This window comes from Roseiterribacter gracilis (assembly GCA_018332375.1).
Taxonomy (GTDB): domain Bacteria; phylum Pseudomonadota; class Alphaproteobacteria; order BOG-932; family Roseiterribacteraceae; genus Roseiterribacter; species Roseiterribacter gracilis.
Map to the genome: position 1 here is coordinate 4006352 of BOPV01000001.1, position 20511 is coordinate 4026862.

The following is a 20511-nucleotide window of genomic DNA, read 5'->3' on the forward strand; positions in this document are numbered from 1 at the left end:
GACCCGCTTCAGGCCGTTTGGGCCAGTACGTCGTGGACCAGGCGGAGGTCCTCGACGAGCCGCCCATATTCAATCCGTTTGGACTCCTCGTCCTCCAACCGGAGGATCATCGAGGGGTGCACTGTTCCTACCACATAGGGCGCGAGATCGCTCGGGACGAATCGTCCGCGGTCCTTTGTGACGCGAAATTTTGGACCGATCACGGCCGCCGCGGCTACGGCCCCGAGACAGACCAGGATGGCCGGCTTCACGGCCAGGATTTCGGCCTTAAGCCACGGATTACACGCACGAATTTGCATCGTGTTGGGCGAGGAATGGATCCGCTTCTTGCCCCGCGGGACCCACTTAAAATGCTTAACGGCGTTGGTGACGTAGGTCCGCCGCCGGTCGATCCCGGCGTCTTTGAGCGCCCGGTCGAGCAGCTTGCCGGCCGGACCGACGAAGGGCTTGCCCGCGAGATCCTCGGAATCCCCAGGCTGCTCGCCGATGAACATGACCTCGGCCGTCTTCGGCCCTTCGCCGAACACGGTTTGAGTCCCGAGCTGATGCAGCGGGCAGGCGGTGCAGCCGGCCGCCGCTTCGCGCAGCGCGGCGAGGTCGGCCGGGTTAGCGGGCAGAAAACGGGCGGCGCTGTCAGGCGGAAGCTTGATGGCCATGGGCGGTCTCCTCTCGCCTGAGAGAACGGCTGACCTGCAGCCTGGCTCCCGGCGATGTTCTTCTTTTGTACTCGTCCGTCTGCCCCTGAGTCGAGTCGGGTTGAGACGCTTCCGGCCGATTGTCCCAGCCCTGCCCCCGGGGTAAGCACCGGCACCTTTGGGGGATGGGCAATGCGGACGTTGGTCGGATCGATCCTGGCGCTGCTCGTCCTGTCCGGCTGTGCCGGGACGCCCCAGATCCCCAAGCCCGAGCCTGGCCCGGTCATTCTGATTTCGATCGACGGGTTCCGCGCCGACTATCTCCAGCGCGGCAAGACCCCGACCATCGCCGCCTTGGCCGCTGCCGGCGCGCGCAGCGAAGGCATGCGACCGTCCTTCCCGTCGCTGACTTTCCCGAACCACTACACGTTGGTGACGGGGCTGGTGCCCGACCATCACGGCATCGTGAACAACCGGATGGAAGATCCGCAGCTCGATACGAGCCCGTTCACCATGTCGAAGGAGAAAGCGGTGCGCGACGCGCGCTGGTGGAACGACGGCGAACCGGTCTGGGTCACCGCCGAACGAAACGGCGTGCGCAGCGCGACGATGTTCTGGCCCGGATCCGAAGCGCCGATCCGCGGCGTGATGGCCAGCTTCACGCGCGCCTTCGACAAGAAAGTCACGCCCGAAGCGCGCGTCGATCAGGTGCTGGCCTGGCTTGATCTGCCGGCGGCAGAACGGCCGCGTTTTCTGACGCTCTATTTCGACCAGGTCGATCATCAGGGCCATTTGCGCGGCCCCGATTCACCCGAAGTCGACACCGCGCTGGCGCAATCCGACGCCGCAGTCGCGCGCTTGCGCGATGGTCTGAAAAGCCGTGGCCTGCTGGCGAAAACCGATTTGATCATCGTCGCCGATCACGGCATGGCCGCGGTGCCGCCCGCACATACGATGGTGGTGGATTCGTTTCTGCCGATGAACCGCATCCACGGCGTGTGGGAAGGTGCGACGCTGGGCTTCTCGCCGTTGCCGGGCGCCGAAAAAGAAATTACGCATGTGATGCGCCATCTGCCGCCGCACATGCAGTGCTGGACCAAAGACAAAATTCCGGCGCGCTTCCGCTACGGCACCCATGCGCGCGTCCCGCGCTATGTCTGTCTCGCCGAAATCGGATACGTGTTCCGCACCGAAGCGGAGCTGAACAAGCCCAATCGCGAACCCAGCAACGGCCAGCACGGTTTCGATCCGGCCGATCCAAAGATGGCGGCCTTGTTCGTTGCCGTCGGGCCCGATTTCAAACCAGGCGTGGTGCTGCCCACGTTCGACAATGTCGACGTCTATTCGCTGCTGACGCGGTTGCTGGGCCTGCGGCCGCAACCGAACGACGGACGGATCGACCCGCTGCTACCGGCGCTGCGCGCACCCTAATCGTCAGGAAGCGGTACCGCGTTCGCGCATGCGAGATTCGATTCTGCGCAGCTCTGCATAGCTTCCGCGGTTGCTTGACGCACGCACAGCGCGGGTGTCCGATCCGGTCCTTCGAGCACTGCACGGGAAGTGGAGGCGCGCATGAGTCCGGTATCAGATCAATTCGCCCGACGAGGTGTGCGATCTTGAATCCCACCGACATCAAGGCGCCCGACTATTTCCATCGGGTTGTTGACTGCCAGTGGGCCTGTCCGGCCCACACTCCCGTCCCCGAATACATCCGCATGATCAGCCAGGGCCGTTACGCCGACGCGTATATGGTCAACTGGAAATCCAATGTCTTTCCGGGAATTCTCGGTCGCACCTGCGACCGCCCCTGCGAACCGGCCTGCCGCCGCGGTCGCGTCGAAGACGAACCGGTCGCGATCTGCCGCCTCAAACGCGTTGCCGCCGACAATAAAGGCGACGTCGAAGCCCGGATGCCGCTCGCTGCAACTGCGAAGAACGGCAAGCGTGTCGCGCTGATCGGCGCCGGTCCGGCGTCGCTGACCGTTGCGCGCGATCTGCTGCCGCTCGGCTACGACGTCACCGTGTTCGACGGCGACAACAAGCTGGGCGGGATGATCCGCACCCAGATTCCGCGCTTTCGGTTGCCCGAAAGCGTGATCGACGAAGAAGTCGGCTATGTCGCGCGTCTCGGTCTCACCGTACGCAGCGGCGAACGCGTCGACAGTTTGAAGTCGCTGCTGGCGCAAGGATTCGACGCCATATTCGTCGGATCTGGCGCGCCGCGCGGGCGCGATCTGGATTTGCCCGGCCGCAAAGAAGCGGCTGCGAACATCCATATCGGCATCGACTGGCTGTCGTCGGTGTCGTTCGGCCACATCACCAAAATCGGCAAGCGTGTTCTGGTGCTGGGTGGCGGCAACACCGCGATGGATTGCTGTAGGTCTTCCAAACGCCTTGGCGGCGAAGACGTGCGTGTGGTCGTGCGTTCGGGCTTCGACGAAATGAAAGCGTCGCCCTGGGAAAAAGAAGACGCGCAGCACGAAGGCATTCCGATCCACAACTGGCTGGTGCCGAAAAGCTTCGAGCACGAAAACGGCAAGCTGGTCGCGATGGTGTTCGAGAAAGTCGCACCGGTCGTCGGCGCTGACGGCAAGAAGTCGGCGCGTCCGACCGGCGAGCCCGACGTGCGCATGGAATGCGATGAAGTTCTGATCGCAGTCGGCCAGGAAAATTCCTTCCCCTGGATCGAACGCGACGCCGGACTCGAATTCGACAAATGGGGCCTGCCGCAACTCAACCCCGATACGCTGCAATCGACTCTGCCATCGGTGTTCTTCGGCGGCGACGCGGCGTTCGGACCGAAGAACATCATCTGGGCCGTCGCGCACGGGCATCAGGCTGCAGTGTCGATCGACAAATTCTGTCAAGGACAGGACGTCGCCGACCGGCCGCCGCCGCATGTCACGCTCGCCAGCCAGAAGATGGGCATTCACGAATGGAGCTACGACAACGACGTGTCGAACGACCTGCGGTTCAAAGTACCGCAGCTGCCGGCGGCGCAGGCTTTGTCGAACATCAAGCTCGAAGTCGAACTCGGCTATGACGACCGGCTTGCGTTCAAAGAAGCGCAACGCTGTCTGAATTGCGACGTGCAGACTGTGTTTGCCGACAAGCTGTGCATCGAATGCGATGCCTGCGTCGATATTTGCCCGACCGACTGCATCACCTTCACCGCCAATGGCGACGAAGCGGATGTGCGCGAACGGCTTAGCGCACCGGCGCTGAACCTGACGCAACCGCTATATACGTCAGGCGCGCTCAAGACCGGACGGATCATGGTCAAAGACGAAGACGTTTGTCTCCATTGCGGCATGTGCGCCGAGCGCTGTCCGACCGGCGCCTGGGACATGCAGAAGTTCTTTCTCGAAACCGCTCAATCAGGAGATCGCGCATGTCGTCGCGCCGCCTGAGTGCCGTCAACGACTTCGTCGTCAAGTTCGCCAACGTCAACGGATCGGGCTCGGCCAGCGCCAATGCGCTGTTCGCCAAGTCGCTGTTGCGCATGGGCGTGCCGTGCGCGCCGCGCAACATCTTTCCGTCGAACATCCAGGGCCTGCCGACCTGGTACGAAGTGCGCGTGTCCGAAGCCGGTTGGCTGGGCGCGCGCGGCGGCGTCGATTTCATGATCCAGATGAATCCGCAGACCTGGGACAAGGACGTCGCCTCGATCGAGCCCGGCGGGTATTTGTTCTATGACTCGACGCGCGCGCTGCCGAAGTCGAAATTCCGCGACGACGTCACGACGTTGGGTCTGCCGCTGACCGAAATCTGCAACGCGGCCTACAAAGATCCGCGCCAGCGTCAGCTGTTCAAGAACATCGTCTATGTCGGCGCGCTGTCGTTTCTGTTGTCGATGGACGCGGAGACGATTGAGACGCTGATCGCCGAACAATTCAAAGGCAAAGACAAGCTGATTGCGCCCAACGTCGAAGCGTTCCGCATGGGACGCGAGCGTGCCAAGGAAACCTTCGGCGAGCCGATCGGTCTGGTGGTGCGCAAAAGCGACCAGGTCGGTGACAAGATTTTCATCGAAGGAAATTCTGCGGCCAGTCTCGGCGCGGTCTATGGCGGTGCCACGGTCTGCGCCTGGTATCCGATCACGCCGTCGACCTCGCTTGCCGAAGGCTTCACGCGCTGGTGCAAGAAATTCCGTATCGATGCCGCGACCGGCGAACAACGGTTCGCGATCGTGCAGGCCGAAGACGAGCTGGCCTCGATCGGCATGGTGCTGGGCGCGGCCTGGAACGGCGCGCGTGCCTTCACCAGCACGTCGGGTCCGGGCATTTCGCTGATGAGCGAGTTTTTGGGCCTGGCCTATTTCGCGGAAATTCCTGCGGTGCTGTTCAACGTCCAGCGCGCCGGGCCGTCTACGGGTATGCCCACGCGCACCCAGCAATGCGACGTGCTGGCCTGCGCCTATGCCAGCCACGGCGACACCAAACACGTGCTGCTGTTCCCCGAAGATCCGTATGAAGCGTTCGAGTTCGGCGCCCAGGCGTTCGATCTTGCCGATCGTTTGCAGACGCCGGTCTTCGTCATGCTGGATCTCGATATCGGCATGAATGAGCGGCTGTGCAAACCGTTCGAATGGGATCCGAATCGCAAGCTCGATCGCGGCAAAGTCGTCACGGCTGAGATGCTCGAGAACGGGTTCGAGTTCGGCCGCTATCTCGATGTTGATGGCGACGGCATCGCATACCGCACCTATCCCGGCACCCATCCGACCAAAGGCGCCTATTTCACGCGTGGCTCGAGCCACGATCGCTATGCGCGCTACACCGAAGACGGTGCGGCCTATGTCGACAGCGTCGAACGTCTGCTGAAGAAACATGCGACCGCACGTACCTTGGTGCCGGCGCCGCAGATGATCGACGCCGCCCAGCCGACCAAGACCGGTGCGCTGTTCTATGGCTCAACATCGCCGGCGATGCAGGAAGCCTTGTCGATGCTGAACAAGGACGGGTTGCAGGTCGACGGTCTGCGCGCGCGCGGCTTTCCGTTTGCCGACGAGATCAAGGCCTGGATCGAACGCCACGACCAGATCTTCGTCGTCGAACAGAATCGCGACGGCCAGTTGCGCACCTTGCTGACCGCTGAGCTTGGCATCGATCCCGCCAAGCTGGTGTCGATGGTGCATTTCGACGGGTCGCCGATCACCGCCCGCTTCATCCACGGTGCGATTTCGAAGGCGCTCCAGCCTGCGAATGTCGAACCGCGGCGGAGGATTGCGTCATGAGCTTTCTGCCCAAGCCGAAACTCCATCATCCGAATCTGCCGACCAACAAGCTCGGCTATACGCGGCGCGACTATGAGGGGACGATTTCGACCTTGTGCGCCGGGTGCGGCCACGACTCGATCTCGGCTGCGATCGTGCAGGCAGTGTTCGAGCTGGAAATCGAACCGCACCGTATCGCCAAACTGTCCGGCATCGGCTGTTCGTCGAAAACGCCGAATTACTTTTTGAATCCCGCACATGGATTCAATTCGGTGCATGGCCGCATGCCGTCGGTCGCGACCGGCGCCAATCTCGCCAACCGCGAACTGATTTATCTCGGCGTGTCGGGCGACGGCGATTCTGCGTCGATCGGCTTCGGCCAATTCGCGCACGCGATGCGGCGCGGCGTCGACATGTGCTATATCGTCGAGAACAACGGCGTGTATGGGCTGACCAAAGGCCAGTTCTCGGCCACCGCCGATCGCGGCTCGAAATCGAAAAAGGGACAGGTCAATGCCGACGAAGGCATCGATCTGGTGCAGATGGCGCTGTCGCTGGGCGCGACCTATGTCGGCCGCGGCTTCTCGGGCGACAAGGAACAGCTGGTGCCGTTGATCCAGGGTGCGTTGCTGCATCGGGGGCCGGCGTTGCTCGACGTGATCAGCCCCTGCGTCGCCTTCAACAACCATGAAGGCTCGACCCGGTCGTTCGACTGGGTACGCGCGCATAACGAAGCGGTGAACCGTCTCGACGTCATCGTCGGCCGCGACGAGATCGTGCATGCCCAGGAACCGGGCACGGTGGACGAGGTCACGCAGCATGACGGCAGCGTTCTGCGCCTGCGCAAGCTGGCGCCCGACTATGATGCGCACGATCGCGACGGCGCGATTTCGTACCTCGCAGAGCGCAAGCGTGCAGGCGAGATCGTGACCGGCCTGTTGTTCGTCGATCCCGAACCAAGCGACCTGCATGCAGCGCTGCGCACGCCGGCTGCCGGTCTTAACCGTCTCGGCGATGCAGAGCTGGTTCCCGGTGCGGCCGCGCTGGCCGCGGTGAACGCGTCGCTGCGCTGACGCGTTTTCCCGCGAAGTGGGGACCGGTTCGCGGAGGGAAAACGCGTCGAACCAAAGAGGGATCGCACGATCCGAACCGGATCGTGCGGTAAATAAGCCACATACCAACGCCGACAGGGCCGCCGCGAGGCGGCCCTTTGCGTTTTTCGGTTCCATACAAGCAGAACCGGACTAGCTGCGTTGTGGATCGGTTCCTTGACGGGAACTGTACGGATCGGTTCAGTGCGCCCCGGCTGATGGACGTTGGGTCCGGGGCTGAGTGGAGCTGCGCGTCATGGTCAATTTCTTCATCGAACGGCCGATCTTTTCCGCGGTCATCGCGATGATCTTCGTGCTGGCCGGCTCGGTCTGCATGTTGATCCTGCCGATCTCGCAGTTTCCGGAAATCATCCCGCCGCAAGTGAGCATCACGGCCGCCTATCCGGGCGCCTCGGCCGAAGTCGTGGCCGATACCGTCGTCACACCGATCGAAAGTCAGGTGAACGGCGTCGAGAACATGCTCTACATCGCGTCGACCGCGGCCAATGACGGCACCGCGACGATCAACGTGACGTTCGACGTCGGCACCAATGTCGATATCGCGGCGGTCAACGTGCAGAACCGCGTCACGCGCGCCACGCCGCAGCTGCCCGACATCGTCAATCGCGGCGGCGTCGTGACCCAGAAGCGCCAGCCGTCGGTGGCGCTGGTGGTCAATCTCTATTCACCCGACAACAGCCGCGACGCGCTGTTTCTGTCGAACTACGCCAACATCCAGGTGGTCGACGCATTGAAGCGCGTGCCCGGCGTCGGCGACGCGCTGATCTTCGGTGAGAAGCGCTATTCCATGCGCGTCTGGTTGAACCCGGACCGGATGGCGTCGTTGGGCATCGCCGCCCAGGACGTGCAGCAGGCAATTCTCGAACAGAACGTGCAGGTCGCTGCCGGCCGCGTCGGCGCACCGCCGATCCCGCAAAACGGCGCCGCCTTCCAGATCCAGATCAACGCCCAGGGTCGTCTGACCTCGGCCGAACAATTCGGCGACATCGTTCTGCGCACCGACGATCAAGGCCGCGTCGTGCGCGTGCGCGACATCGCGCGCATCGAACTGGGCGCCCAGGATTACGGCTCGACCGCCAAGCTGAAAGGCCAGCCCGGCGTCGCGGTGCCGATCTTCCAGGCCCCGGGATCGAACGCATTCTCGATGGCGTCTGGCATCCGCGCCGAGATGGACAAGATCAAGACGCGCTTCCCGGCCGGCGTCGAGTACACGATCGTCTACGACACGACGAGCTTCGTGAAAGACTCGATCAGCGAAGTCATCCACACGCTGTTCGTGGCGATGCTGCTGGTCTTCGCGGTCGTGTTCATCTTCCTGCAGAGCTGGCGCGCAACGATCATTCCCGCGATCACCATTCCGGTGTCGCTGATCGGCACCTTCGCGCTGATGCTGGCCTTTGGCTTCTCGATCAACACGGTGTCGCTGCTGGGCATGGTGCTGGCGATCGGTCTGGTGGTCGACGACGCCATCGTCGTGGTCGAGAACGTCCAGCGTCAGTTGGAAATGGGAAAGAAGCCGCTGGTGGCCGCGCGCGACGCGATGGCCGAAGTGACGGCGCCGATCATCGCCACCACCGCGGTGTTGATGGCGGTGTTCGTGCCGGTCGCTTTCATCCCCGGCATTTCGGGCCGGTTGTACAATCAATTCGCGCTGACCATCGCCTTCTCGGTGCTGCTGTCGGCGATCAACTCACTGACTCTGTCGCCGGCACTCTGCGCGGTGTTGTTGCGCAAGGGTGACGAGCCGACCTTCAAGCCGTTCGTCTGGTTCAATCGCAACTTCAACGCGTTCCGCGATGGCTACGCCGACCGCCTGGCCGGCGCGGTGCGAAGCTGGCGCTGGGTGCTCGCCTTCTTCATGATCGGCATCTTCGTCGCGATCGGCCTGGTCCGTTCGCTGCCGACCGCGTTCCTGCCCGAAGAAGACCAGGGCTACATCATCGTCGCGATGCAGGGACCGGACGGTTCGTCGCTCGAGCGCACCGAAAAGGTGAGCCAGCGCGTGCTCGACATCATGATGAAGACGCCCGGCATCACCAATGCGGTGGAAGTCGACGGCTACAACTTCATCTCGGGCGTGGCGCAGCCCAACGCCGGCATCAAATTCGGCCGTCTGGCGCCGTACGCAGATCGTCCTGACATCAAGACGATCCTGACGCAGCTCAACATGCAGTTCTTCCAGATCAGCGACGCACGCGTCTTCGCGATTCAGCCGCCGTCGATCCAGGGCCTGTCGGTGTCGGGCGGGTTCGAATTCCAGTTGCAGGATCTGCAGGGTGTCGGCGCTGCGACCTTGGGCAAGGCGTCGAACGATCTGATCAACGCGGCGCGCAAGCGTCCCGAACTGACCGGCATCTTCACCTTCTATTCGGACCAGGTGCCGCAGCTCTATCTCGACGTCGATCGCGAAAAGGCCAAGCTGCAAGGCCTGACGCTGACCGACGTGTTCCAGACGCTGCAGATTTATCTGGGTTCGCTCTACGTCAACGACTTCAACCTGTTCGGTCGCGTCTACCGCGTGATCCTGCAGTCGGAAGCCAAAGACCGTCTGCAGCAATCCGACGTCACGCAGCTCTATGCACGCAACAAAGCGGGCAACATGGTGCCGTTGTCGGCGGTTGCGGAAACGCGTCCGATCGTCGGCCCCGACATCGTCACGCACTACAATCTGTACCGCTCGATCCTGATCAATGGCGGTCCGGCACCGGGCTACAGTTCGGGCGATGCGATCAAGGCGATGCAGGAAGTGGCGGCGCAGGTTCTGCCGCCGGGCATCACCTATAGCTGGACCGGCGTCACCTTCCAGCAGTTGCGCGCTGGCGATCTGGCACCGCTGATCTTCGCGCTGGCACTGGTCTTCGTGTTCCTGTTCCTGGCTGCCCAGTATGAAAGCTGGGTGCTGCCGGTGATCATCTTGCTGGCGGTTCCATTGGCGCTGTTGGGCGCGCTGGCGGCGCTGGCGTTGCGCGGCATGGCGCTCGACATCTACGGACAGATCGGTCTCGTGATGTTGATCGGTCTGGCGGCGAAGAACGCGATCTTGATCGTGGAGTTCGCAAAAGAGCGGCGCGAGCAAGAAAACATGCCGATCGTCATGGCCGCGGTCGAAGCAGCGCGTCTGCGCCTGCGTCCGATCTTGATGACCGCCTTCGCCTTCATCCTCGGCGTCGTGCCGCTGGTGATCGCGACCGGCGCCGGCGCATCGGGCCGCCAGTCGCTGGGCACCACCGTGTTCGGCGGCATGTTGGTCGCGACGATCCTGTCACTCGTTTCGGTTCCCGTGTTTTTCTCCCTGATCGAAACGCTGCGCGAACGGCGCCGCATGGGCGATCTGGAACAGGAAGCGGCGGACCTCGAAGCACATCGCCTGCAGATGCCGCATGACGCGGCCGCTGTCGGCCACGATTAAGGTTGGAGAAGAAGAGATGGACCGCAGGCGAATTGTTCTGGGCGTCGCGCTGGTGCTCGCCGCTGCAGTCGCCGTTTGGGTGTTTCTGCCCCACGGCAAAAAGCAGCAGGCACAGCAGGCACGGCCGCCGATCCCGGTGCCGGTGATTACGATCGGCGTGCGCAACGTGCCGATCTATCGCGAGTTCGTGGGCTATACCCGCGCACTCAACACGATCGATGTGCGCGCGCGCGTCGCCGGCTATCTCGTCGAGCGCAAGGTCAAGGAAGGCGCCGACGTCGAAGCGGGGCAGGTCCTGTACCAGATCGACCCGCGCGACTATCAGGCCGCGGTGCAACGCGCCGAAGCAGCTGTGCTGCTGTCGAAGCAGAACGTCGCGCGCACCGAGCCGCTCGCGGCACGGGGCTTCTCGTCGCGCCAGACGCTCGACCAGCAAGTGTCGCAGCAGAAGCAGGACGAAGCGGCGCTGCGTACGGCGCAGCTCAATCTCGAATATACGACTGTGAAGGCACCGTTCGCGGGTCGCGTCGGCCGCACCGAAATCGATGTTGGCGGCCTGGTCAGTGAAGCCAATACCAAGCTCACCTCGCTGGTGCAGCTCGATCCGATCTACGCCTATTTCACGCCCAGCGACGCCGAGCTGGCCGAGATCAATCAGGCGCGTGCGGTCGGCCCGGTCGAAACCCAGCTTCTGTTCCCCAGCAGCGACGATCCGGTTGCGGTCGGCCAGCTCGACTTCGTCGACAACGCGGTCGATCGCTCGACAGGCACGGTCGCGATGCGTGGCGTGTTCCGCAATTCGCGCAAGATCATCCTGCCGGGCCAGTTCGTGCATGTGCGCGTCAAGCTGCGCGACGAACCCAACGGTCTGCTGATCCCGCAATCGGCGCTGGGTTCGAACCAGCAGGGCAAGTTCGTTTACGTCGTCAGCAAGGACAACAAGGTCGAAGAACGGCAAATCAAGCTGGGCAGCGTGTTCAACGCATCGCAGCTGGTGCTGGACGGCGTTGCCGCCGGCGACCGTCTGATCATCAGCGGCCTGCAGAATCTCTTCCCAGGCACGCCGGTCGATCCCAAGGAAGTGGCCACGCCGTAAGAGCAGGCCTCTTGTAGACGGCGCTTCCGGCGCCCGCGTTTTTCCGTGAAGTGGGTACCGGTTCGCGGGGGAAAACGCGCAAATAAAGCAAGGAGAGGAAGTTGCCGGATCGGCAACTTCCTCTACTCTCCCGCATCACCCCGGCCGTTACGCCGGGGTGATGTGCTTTTGGGGATATGTCTCGATGGAATCGCCTTCTTCCGACCAGGTGCGCACATTGCTGGCGCGGTTTTTCGACCCCGCGCAGGGGCTGGGCGCCACAATCGCAGGCGTCACGATCAAGGACGGTCGCGTTTCCGTCGCGATCGAGATCAACCCGGCGCGCGCCGCCGCGTTCGAAAAGCCGCGCGCCGAAGCCGAAGCCGCGATCGCAGCGTTGCCGGGCATCGAGCGCGCCAGCGTGGTTCTGACCGCCGCCACCGCACCAACCGCCGCGCAAGCTGCGCATACGCACGCGCACGGCCATAGCCACGCGCCCGCAGCTTCGCAGCAGCCGCAACTGCCGCCCAAACGTCCGCTCGAAGGCGTGCGTCACGTGATTGCGGTCGCGTCGGGCAAAGGCGGCGTCGGCAAATCGACCACGGCTGCAAATTTGGCGCTGGCGTTGGCAGGGTTGGGCCAGAAAGTCGGCGTGCTCGACGCGGATATTTACGGCCCGTCGCAACACCGTATTCTTGGCCTCGCGGGCAAACCCGAACTCACCGACAACAAACAGCTCGAACCCAAACGCGCCTTCGGCTTGAAGGCGATGACGATCGGTCTCTTGGTACCGGAAGATCAGGCGATGATCTGGCGCGGACCGATGGTGCAGGGTGCGCTGAACCAGCTGCTGCGCGAAGTCGCGTGGGCGCCGCTCGATATTCTGGTGATCGACATGCCGCCGGGCACTGGCGACGCGCAGCTGACGATTTCGCAGCAGGCGCCGCTGTCCGGCGCGGTCGTCGTCTCGACGCCGCAAGATCTGGCGCTGATCGATGCGACGCGCGCTGTGTCGATGTTCAAGAAAGTCGCGATCCCGATTCTGGGCGTGGTCGAAAACATGTCGACCTATATCTGCCCCAATTGCGGACACGAGGCGCACATCTTCGGCCATGGCGGCGCGCACGACGAAGCGATGCGGCTGGGCATCGATTTCCTCGGTGAGATTCCGCTGCACGCCGACATCCGGCGCACCTCGGACGAAGGAACGCCGATCATGATCGAAGCGCCCGACGGTCCGCACGCAGCTGCGTATCGCGCGATCGCGGAACGCGTGCTGGCGAAACTCGAAGGCGGCGCGGGCGTGAAGGCCCCGCCCAAGATTTCGATCTCCTAGATGCAACGCCGGACCTTCCTCGCCGCATCCGCCGCACTCGCTTTCGCGCCGTCGGCGCGCGCTGCACCGACGACGTTGCGCGTCGGCTATATTCCGATCCTGCCGATGACGCCGCTCTTCGTGCTGGCGGGCGAAGGTTGGGCTGCGTCGCAAAATCTCGAACTCAAACTGGCGCCGTTTTCGTCCGGCCCGGCGATGGTGCAGGCGATGGCCGCGGACTCGCTCGACATTGCCTATGTCGGTGTCGGTCCGGCGTTGGTCGCGCGTTCGCGCGGCCTGCCGCAACGTGTCGTTGCGTCCTGCGTCGTCGATCAGGTCGCGTTGGTCGGGCGCGGTGCGCTGGCGCGCGATTATGATCCCGCCGATCCAGCCGGTTCGTTCCGGCGCTTTCGCGAACGCGAAGGCCATGCGGCGAAAATCGCAACCTTGCCGCCGGGCTCGGTGCCGGATGCGGTGTTGCGCTATTGGCTGCTGCGCATCGCCAAGATTGCGCCGACGGATGTCGAAGTGATCGGCGTCGGCGAGGATGCGGTGCAACAGCAATTGCTGGCTGGCGCCGTCGATGCCGCGTCAATTCTGGAACCGATCCTGACCATCGTGCAGGAGCGCGAACCCAGTGCGCGCGTGTTGGTCAAGAATGGCGAGTTGATGCCGGGCCAGCCGGGCGCGGTGGTGGTCGCAAGCGAGAATGCGATCACGCAGCAGCCGGACGCGGTGAAGGCGTTGGTGATGTTGCACGCACGCGCCATCGCTTTCATCCACACGCATACCGACCGCACGGTCGATCATGTGGCGCAGTTCGTCGGCAAAGGCCTGGTCGATCCCGCAACCTTGAAGCGCGCGTTGCAACGCGAGACGCCGCGCTTTGTCGGCGACCCGCGCAAGATCCTGACCGGCACGACCGGGCTGCAGGATTTCATGGTCGAGCTGGGCGCCTTATCCAAATCGACGCCGCTCGAACAGCTGTTCGAATTCCGCTTCTACGACGCGACGCGCTAGGCAAACAGCGCGTCGAGCGTCGCCCAGGCCGGGACGTCGATCCCGAATTGCGCGTGTAGCATCTGCAGCAACTCGTCACGCGACGCGGCGGTGCGCTTCTCGACCGCGCCGCCTTCGCGGATGGTGAGTGCGCCACCGGCGAGCGAGATGCGGCCGCGCAACGTCGGCCGGGCTGCAATCAGATTGCGAACGAAGTTCGAACGCGGATGGGTCGCGACGTACCAGTTGGACATCGCGATGTCATCGTCGCCTTCGGGCAACAAGCCGAAGCGATAGACGGGCAGCCACGTTTGGTCGAACCGGACTTGTTGTTCGAACCGGTCGCCGCAACGGACCAGGCGAAACGTCTCGTGCGGGGTTGCCTGCTCAATATCGTAGGCAAGCCGGATCGGCGCCGTCAGCGTGACGCTGCCGAAACCGACATCGGCAATCCACGCTTCGTCGCCGATATCGACGCGCAGCAGCATGTGACCGCGCGCAGTTTCCGCGCCGGCGGGCAGGCCCCAGCACACGCGCGCCAGCAGCGAGGTGACGCGAAAGCCCAGCGCTTCGAGCGCGAGACGCAACAGCGTGTTCTGCTCGAAGCAATAGCCGCCGCGTTTGCTGTCGACGAGTTTCGCCTGCAGCGCCTCCGCATCCAGAAGCGGCGTGCGCCCATGCAGCGAGTCCAGATTTTCGAACGGGATCGCAATCGGATGCAGCAGCTGGAGGTGCTGCAGCACGTCCAAGGTCGCGCTGCGCGGCCCGTCATAGCCAATGCGCGCGAAGTAGGAATCGAGGTCAAGCATGGTCGCTGATCCAAACCCGGATCGGGTGCTGGTCGTTGGCGAGCAGCTTGCCCGTGATGGCCAAGGACACGATCACCAGCAACGGCCGGATCAAGCGCGCGCCGAACCGGATTGCGGCGCGTGATCCCAACCAACCGCCCGCAACCTGTCCGACCGCCATCGGCAAGCCGATCTCCCACGCGACTTGGCCGTTGAGCGCAAGCACGGTCAATGCAGTGAAGTTGGAAGTCAGGTTGAGCAGCTTGGCATTGGCTGTCGCGCGCCGCAGCCCGTAACCGAGCAGCACGACGAATCCGATGGTGAAGAACGAACCTGCGCCGGGTCCGAAGAAGCCGTCATAGAATCCAACGGCGGGTGCGAGGGTCAGTGCGAACAGCCACAGCGGAATGCGACTCTTGGCGTCTTCATCGGTGAGGCGCGGACCGAACAGGAAGAACAACGCGACGCCGATCAGCAGCAGCGGGATCACCGCCGACATCACCGACGCATCGACCAACCGCAACGCCCAGCCGCCCAACGCGGACGCGGCAGCGGTTGCGACAATAGCCGGCAAAGTGCCGCGAAAATCGAGATGGCCGCGGCGCCAGAAGGTCAGCACCGCGCTCGTGGTGCCGAACACCGATTGTGCCTTGTTGGTCGCGATCGCGACAGCAGGTGGCAACCCAACCCACAACAACGCCGGAATACAGATCAACCCGCCGCCGCCCGCGATCGCGTCGATGAAACCTGCGGCCGTCGCAACTGCGATCAACAGCGCCAGGAGATCCGTGTCGATCGTCAATCGAAGATGCCGCCGAACGGCAGAAAGTCGACCACGTCACCAGGCGCGAAACTGTCACGACCGGCGGGCAGGTCGCACAGACCGTCGCTCCAGGCGAGCGAGGTCAGCAGGTTCGAGCCTTGCGCGCGATACAAGGTGGCGCGTCCGTCTTCGATGCGCGCGCGCACGAATTCGTTGAGCCGCGCCGGCTTGGTGTGCGCATTGGCGAGCTGTACCGGAATACGCACAAAGCGCGGCGCGTCGAATCCGGCCAGCGCGCTCAACACGGCACGTCCCAACAGCGCGAAAATCACCGCGACCGACACGGGATTGCCGGGCAGGCCCAGAATATGCGCGTTGCCGATGCGGCCCAGCAGCACCGGGCGGCCGGGACGGATCGCAATGCGCCAGAACAGAATCTCGCCGAGGGTTTCGACGCTTGGGCGAACGTGATCGTGATCGCCGACCGACACACCGCCGGTCGTCAGCAGCAGGTCGAACGTCTTCGATGCGTCGAGCAGCGCGCGTTCGGTTGCGGCGCGATCGTCGGTCAGGATCGGCAAAGTCGTCGCTTCGACCGGCCAGCGCTGCAGCAATGCCGCCAACATCGGCCGGTTGGAATCGAATATCTGCCCTTCTTGCGGCGGGCCTTTGCCGTCGTCGAGCGTGCGCAGCTCGGTACCAGTCGAGATGATGCCGACGCGCAATTTGCGTCGCACCGGCGCGTGGCTTTCGCCCAGCGACAGAAGCAGCGCCAGATCCTGCGGCGCCAATCGCCGCCCAGCACCCAGCGCCAGATCGCCGGCGCGAATATCTTCGCCGGACTTGCGGATGTTGGCGCCGTGTTTCGGCACCGTGTTCAGCACCAGTATGTCGCCGTCGCGGGTGCAGTCTTCCTGCATCACGACCGTATCGGCGCCGTTGGGGATCACTGCACCGGTCGAGATGCGCGTCGTCCTGCCGGCGGGCAAGGTGCCAGTGAACGGAATGCCGGCTGCGGACTCGCCGACGATCTGTAGCTTTGCGTCGGGCCCAACATCGCCGTGGCGGAACGCCCAGCCGTCGACGCCAGTATTGTCGAACGGCGGCAAGGTCAGCGCGGCCGGAATGTCGGCGGCGAGCGCGCGACCGATCGCGTCGGTCAGACGTACGCGTTCGATCTCGGCGACCGGTTGCACGCGCGCCGCGATCAGCGCCAACGCGTCAGACAGATGGTTGATCGACATGCGGCTTTATATCTCCAAGCAGGCGTCCCACAATCGACGAAGGCGCGGGCCAGACCTGTCGCCCAAAAACAACGGAGGACTCGAGATGGGGCATCCAAGTCTGCTTGCCGTCCTGGTCGCTGCGCTTGCGACCTTCGTGATCGGTGGTCCCTGGTACCGGTTTCTTGGACCTCTGCGCGACCGCAACGCCAACACGGTCGAAAAGAAGGGCCATCCCGCGATCGTGTTCGGTACAGCCTATGTGTTGTCCGTCATTGCCGCCTACGCGCTGGGTGCCTTGCTCGGCCATGCGCCGTCGGTCGGACGCGGCGTGCATGTCGGCTTCATGGTCGGCTTGCTCGTCGTCGCGACCAGCTTTGGCGTCAACTACGCATTCGATCAGCGTCCGTTGAAAACCTGGGCGATCGACGCCGGCTATCACGTCCTGCAATTCGCTGCGTTCGGCCTGGTACTCGGCCTGTTCGGTTAGTGATCGCCACCGCGCGCGATTTCGATCGCGTGCAGCAGGCCCGGCAACAACGCGTCCATCGCATCGGCGACGCCACCGGCTGAACCGGGCAGGGCGGCGATCAGCGTATTGCCACGCATGCCCGCGATCGAACGCGACAACATTGCGGTGGGCAAGCGTGCCTGGCCGTAGCTGCGCATTGCTTCGGCGATGCCGGGAATTTCGCGGTCGAGCAGTTTGGCGATCGTCTCGGGCGTCGTGTCGCGCGGACCGATGCCGGTGCCGCCGGTGGTTAGAACCAGATCCAGCCGTTGTTCATCGGCGAAGTGCAGGATCAGTGTCTCGAGTTCCGCCGGCTCGTCGGCGATGGTTTCGATCCGGATGACTCCGACACCGGCTGTTTCCAGACGTTCGACCAGCAACGGGCCGGACCGGTCCTGTGCCTGGCCCGCAGCGACGCGGTCGGACAAGGTGATGACCGCCGCGCGCACGCCGTCACCGCTGGCGAAGTCGCTTTTGCCGCCGCGCTTCGACAACAGTTCGACGCCGTCGATCCACATTTTCTCGTCGAGCATTTTCAGCATGTCGTAGATCGTCAGCACCGCGACGGTGGCGCCGTGCAGCGCTTCCATCTCGACGCCGGTCTTGTGGATCACGCGCACCGACACGCGACATTCGATCTGGCGTTCGCGTACATCGAACTCGACGCCGACCCAATCGATCGGCAGCGGATGGCAATAGGGAATGGCGCGCGGCGTTTCCTTGGCCGCCTGGATCGCGGCGACTTTCGCAACCGGCAACGGATCGCCTTTCGGCACGCGGCCTTCGACGACGGCGCGGATCGTATCGGGTTCGGCGTGCAGCACCGCCTTGGCGGTCGCGGTACGGAGAGTCGTGATCTTGGCAGAGACGTCGCGCATCAAAGGACCTGAATTCTTGTTTTTAGCCGCCGATTTCGATCATCGCGCGGTTGCCCAGCCGGGCCAGTTCTTCCATCGGCGCATGCGCCGCCTGTTTCAAGCCGACGGCGCGGCCAATCTGCGCTTCCAGTGCGGCGTCATCGCCACCTGCACGCATGATGTCGCGGAGCGACTGCTCAGCCGGGCTGAACAAGCAGGTTTTGAGATTGCCGTCCGAGGTCAGACGCAGCCGATTGCAAGTGCCGCAAAAACTGTCGGTCATCGAGGTCACGAAGCCGATCGAGCCTTGATGGCCGACGAGCTGGAATTCTTTCGCCACCGCCGACGGATGCACCGCGATCGGCGCCAGCTTCCAGCGCGTTTCCAGCCGTTCGCGAATTTCGTTCCAGCCGACGACGCCGGCGCTGTGCCAGTGATTGCCGGGGAAGGGCATGTACTCGATGAAGCGGATCTGCAGCGGCCGGTCCTGCGCCCAAGCGACGAAGTCTTCGATTTCGTCGTCATTGACGCCGCGCATCACCACCATGTTGATCTTGACCGGCGCATAGCCGGCGGCGAGCGCCGCCTCGATCCCTTCCATCACCGCATCGAACTTGTCGCGCTTGGTGATGTCGAGAAACCGGTCGCGCTTGAGCGTGTCGAGGCTGATCGTCAGCGCATTCAATCCGGCTGCGCGCAGGCTGGCGGCGCGTTCGCCCAGCGTGATGCCGTTGCTCGTCATCGCCAGCACCGACAGGCCGGGCAGTGCGCCCAGACGCGCGACGATCGCATCGAGATCTTTGCGCACCAACGGCTCGCCGCCGGTCAGCCGGATCTTGTCGACGCCCATGCGCACGAACACCGACGCCACCCGCACCACTTCGTTTTCGTCGAGCAGCTGCGGCTTCGGCGTCACCGTGATGCCTTCCGGCGGCATGCAATAGCCGCAGCGAAGATTGCAGCGATCGGTGAGCGAGACGCGCAGATAGGAATGGCGGCGACCGAACCGGTCGATCAGACCGCGCGCGGGTTCGTTGCTGAGTTTGAGCGCGGCGTAGCTCATTCTGCGGTCTCGGTCAGAATTGCGCGCAGCGCATCGGCACCGCCGCGCACCGACCAGACATTGCGCCAGCCGCGCGCGCGCAGCTTCTGCGTCGCGCGGAGCGAGCGCCGGCCGGCGGCGCAGAACAGGAAGGTTTGCGGACCCGGTTCGAATCCGGGCGCGTCGGCGTCGAACGTGCCGAACGGGTGCGAGATCGTGCCCGGCGGTACGGCGCCGGTGCGTTCGGCTGGTTCGCGCAGATCGATCCAGCGCGCGCCGCGCAAGGTCGCGGCCTCGAGGTCGGCCAATTCGACTTCGATTTCGTTGAGCGGCGCCTGGCCCTGCGTCACGTCGGCCAGAACCGAAATGGTGGGGTGTTCGCCGCACAGCGCGCAGTCGGCGCGGCGCGGTCGTTTGAGCCGCTGCGTCTCGTAGCTGTTGAGATCGAACAGCAACGTCGCATCGGTCAACTGGCCCGACATGCCGAGGATGCGCTTCAACGCTTCGGTCGCTTGCAAGCCACCGAACAATTGCGGGACCACGCCCAGCACGCCGACTTCGGCGCAATTGCCGACCGCGCCTGCGGGCGGCGGTGCGGGATGGACGCAACGCAGACAACCGCCGTCCGACGCAGCGTCGATCGTCAGCAGCTGGCCTTCATACTGATACAGGCTGGCCTGGATCACCGGCACGCCGAGCAGATGGGCTGCGTCGTTGAGCAGATATTTGGTCGTGAAATTGTCGGTGCAGTCGAGCACGAGGTCGTAGTCGGCGACGATCGCAGCGCAGTTCGCCGGACCCAGCCGGTCGCTATGGACGCGCACCGACACGAACGGATTGAGCGAGGTCAGGCGCAACGCGGCGAGTTGTGCCTTCGGCTTGCCGACATCGGCCGCGTCATAGATCAGCTGACGGTGCAAATTCGACGCGTCGAGCGTGTCCTGCTCGACCAGACCGATCGTACCGACGCCCGCAGCCGCGAGGCTCGGTGCTGCAGCGCTGCCGAGACCGCCCATGCCGACGATCAGTACGCGCGCTGCTTTCAACTTGGCCTGGCCGGCTTCGCCGATTTCCGGCAAGCGGATCTGACGCGCATAGAGCTGCGCTTCGTCCAGCTTCGGTGCGTAGACCTGCTGCGACGGTGCTGCGTGCTGGCAGTTCACCCAGATCGCGTCACCGCTGACGTAATGTTCTTTTTTCCAGACCGGCAGCCGCGCTTTGATCTCGTCGATAATGTAGCGGCAGGCGCGAAACGCTTCGTCGCGATGGCTGGCGACGACGCCGATCCACACAGCGCGATCGCCGAGCTGCAACGTGCCGACGCGATGCACGGCGCGCGCAGCGTGAATGGCGAATTTGGCCTGGGCTTCGTCGAGAATGCGTTCGGCTTCGGCGACCGCCAGCGGTTCGAACGCTTCGTAGTCGAGCCTGGAAACTTTGCGCCCGTCATTGTGATCGCGCACCCAGCCTTCGAAGGTGGCGTAGGCGCCGGCACGATGATCGCGCAACGCGGATTCAAGCGGGGCCAGATCGAATGGCGCCGCCTCCATCGTAAAGCGCGCCATGG

The 20511-nt window shown here is 63.9% G+C and carries 15 protein-coding genes and 1 pseudogene; 9 read left to right on the forward strand and 7 right to left on the reverse strand.

Going from position 1 to position 20511, the window contains the following annotated elements; all coding sequences use genetic code 11:
- Positions 1–8: 8 nt before the first annotated feature.
- Positions 9–656: a UdgX family uracil-DNA binding protein gene (locus TMPK1_RS19885; protein WP_420245295.1), complete on the reverse strand. Its 648-nt coding sequence runs from the start codon at positions 654–656 to the stop codon at positions 9–11.
- A 171-nt stretch (positions 657–827) separates the two neighbouring features.
- Between TMPK1_RS19885 and TMPK1_RS19890 the strand changes: the two genes are divergently transcribed.
- The 8 genes from TMPK1_RS19890 to TMPK1_RS19925 all read left to right on the forward strand — a co-directional run bounded on the left by TMPK1_RS19890 (position 828) and on the right by TMPK1_RS19925 (position 13781).
- Positions 828–2066 (forward strand): alkaline phosphatase family protein, encoded by a 1239-nt coding sequence (locus TMPK1_RS19890; protein WP_420245297.1) that lies wholly within the window; start codon positions 828–830, stop codon positions 2064–2066.
- A gap of 185 nt (positions 2067–2251) precedes the next feature.
- A complete protein-coding gene (locus TMPK1_RS19895) occupies positions 2252–4045 on the forward strand; it encodes an FAD-dependent oxidoreductase (RefSeq protein ID WP_420245299.1) in 1794 nt (597 codons plus the stop codon).
- The gene (locus TMPK1_RS19900; RefSeq protein WP_420245301.1) at positions 4027–5871 is read left to right on the forward strand and encodes a 2-oxoacid:acceptor oxidoreductase subunit alpha; all 1845 of its coding nucleotides are present in this window, start codon (positions 4027–4029) and stop codon (positions 5869–5871) included. The genes TMPK1_RS19895 and TMPK1_RS19900 overlap by 19 nt, the downstream gene beginning before the upstream one ends.
- On the forward strand, positions 5868–6923 hold the full coding sequence (locus TMPK1_RS19905) for a 2-oxoacid:ferredoxin oxidoreductase subunit beta (RefSeq protein ID WP_420245302.1): 1056 nt from the start codon (positions 5868–5870) through the stop codon (positions 6921–6923). The genes TMPK1_RS19900 and TMPK1_RS19905 overlap by 4 nt, the downstream gene beginning before the upstream one ends.
- 274 nt (positions 6924–7197) lie before the next feature.
- Positions 7198–10371 (forward strand): efflux RND transporter permease subunit, encoded by a 3174-nt coding sequence (locus tag TMPK1_RS19910; protein WP_420245303.1) that lies wholly within the window; start codon positions 7198–7200, stop codon positions 10369–10371.
- 16 nt (positions 10372–10387) lie between these two features.
- Complete coding sequence (locus tag TMPK1_RS19915; protein ID WP_420245304.1) at positions 10388–11467, forward strand: efflux RND transporter periplasmic adaptor subunit; 1080 nt, start codon at positions 10388–10390, stop codon at positions 11465–11467.
- A gap of 184 nt (positions 11468–11651) precedes the next feature.
- Positions 11652–12782 carry an Mrp/NBP35 family ATP-binding protein gene (locus TMPK1_RS19920; RefSeq protein WP_420245305.1) on the forward strand — a complete coding sequence of 377 codons (1131 nt, stop codon included), beginning with the start codon at positions 11652–11654 and terminating at the stop codon, positions 12780–12782.
- Entirely contained in the window at positions 12783–13781 is a 999-nt protein-coding gene (locus TMPK1_RS19925) for an ABC transporter substrate-binding protein (protein WP_420245307.1), read from the forward strand. It begins immediately after the preceding gene.
- On the opposite strand, the gene TMPK1_RS19930 is transcribed toward TMPK1_RS19925, so the two are convergent.
- Genes TMPK1_RS19930 through TMPK1_RS19940 form a run of 3 tightly spaced genes read right to left on the reverse strand, consistent with a single transcriptional unit; the run spans position 13778 to position 16555 of the window.
- Positions 13778–14569 (reverse strand): arylamine N-acetyltransferase family protein, encoded by a 792-nt coding sequence (locus tag TMPK1_RS19930; RefSeq protein WP_420245308.1) that lies wholly within the window; start codon positions 14567–14569, stop codon positions 13778–13780. The genes TMPK1_RS19925 and TMPK1_RS19930 overlap by 4 nt on opposite strands.
- The gene (locus TMPK1_RS19935) at positions 14562–15350 is read right to left on the reverse strand and encodes a TSUP family transporter (RefSeq protein ID WP_420245309.1); all 789 of its coding nucleotides are present in this window, start codon (positions 15348–15350) and stop codon (positions 14562–14564) included. Before TMPK1_RS19935 ends, TMPK1_RS19930 begins: the two co-directional genes overlap by 8 nt.
- Positions 15347–16555, reverse strand: a complete 1209-nt coding sequence (locus TMPK1_RS19940) for a molybdopterin molybdotransferase MoeA (RefSeq protein ID WP_420245311.1) — start codon at positions 16553–16555, stop codon at positions 15347–15349. The genes TMPK1_RS19935 and TMPK1_RS19940 overlap by 4 nt, the downstream gene beginning before the upstream one ends.
- Before the next feature lie 85 nt (positions 16556–16640).
- Here TMPK1_RS19940 and TMPK1_RS19945 point away from each other — a divergent pair, with 85 nt between their 5' ends.
- Positions 16641–17024: a DUF1761 domain-containing protein gene (locus TMPK1_RS19945; RefSeq protein WP_420245312.1), complete on the forward strand. Its 384-nt coding sequence runs from the start codon at positions 16641–16643 to the stop codon at positions 17022–17024.
- Here the strand turns inward: TMPK1_RS19945 and moaCB are convergent.
- The 3 genes and pseudogenes from moaCB to TMPK1_RS19960 all read right to left on the reverse strand — a co-directional run.
- Positions 17021–17929 (reverse strand): annotated as a pseudogene (moaCB, locus tag TMPK1_RS19950) (bifunctional molybdenum cofactor biosynthesis protein MoaC/MoaB); the annotation flags it as partial. The gene TMPK1_RS19945 and the pseudogene moaCB overlap by 4 nt on opposite strands.
- A 16-nt stretch (positions 17930–17945) precedes the next feature.
- Positions 17946–18965, reverse strand: coding sequence for a GTP 3',8-cyclase MoaA (gene moaA, locus TMPK1_RS19955; RefSeq protein ID WP_420245313.1), 1020 nt, complete (start codon positions 18963–18965; stop codon positions 17946–17948).
- Positions 18962–20509 (reverse strand): ThiF family adenylyltransferase, encoded by a 1548-nt coding sequence (locus TMPK1_RS19960; protein ID WP_420245315.1) that lies wholly within the window; start codon positions 20507–20509, stop codon positions 18962–18964. The genes moaA and TMPK1_RS19960 overlap by 4 nt, the downstream gene beginning before the upstream one ends.
- Between the last annotated feature and the right edge of the window lie 2 nt (positions 20510–20511).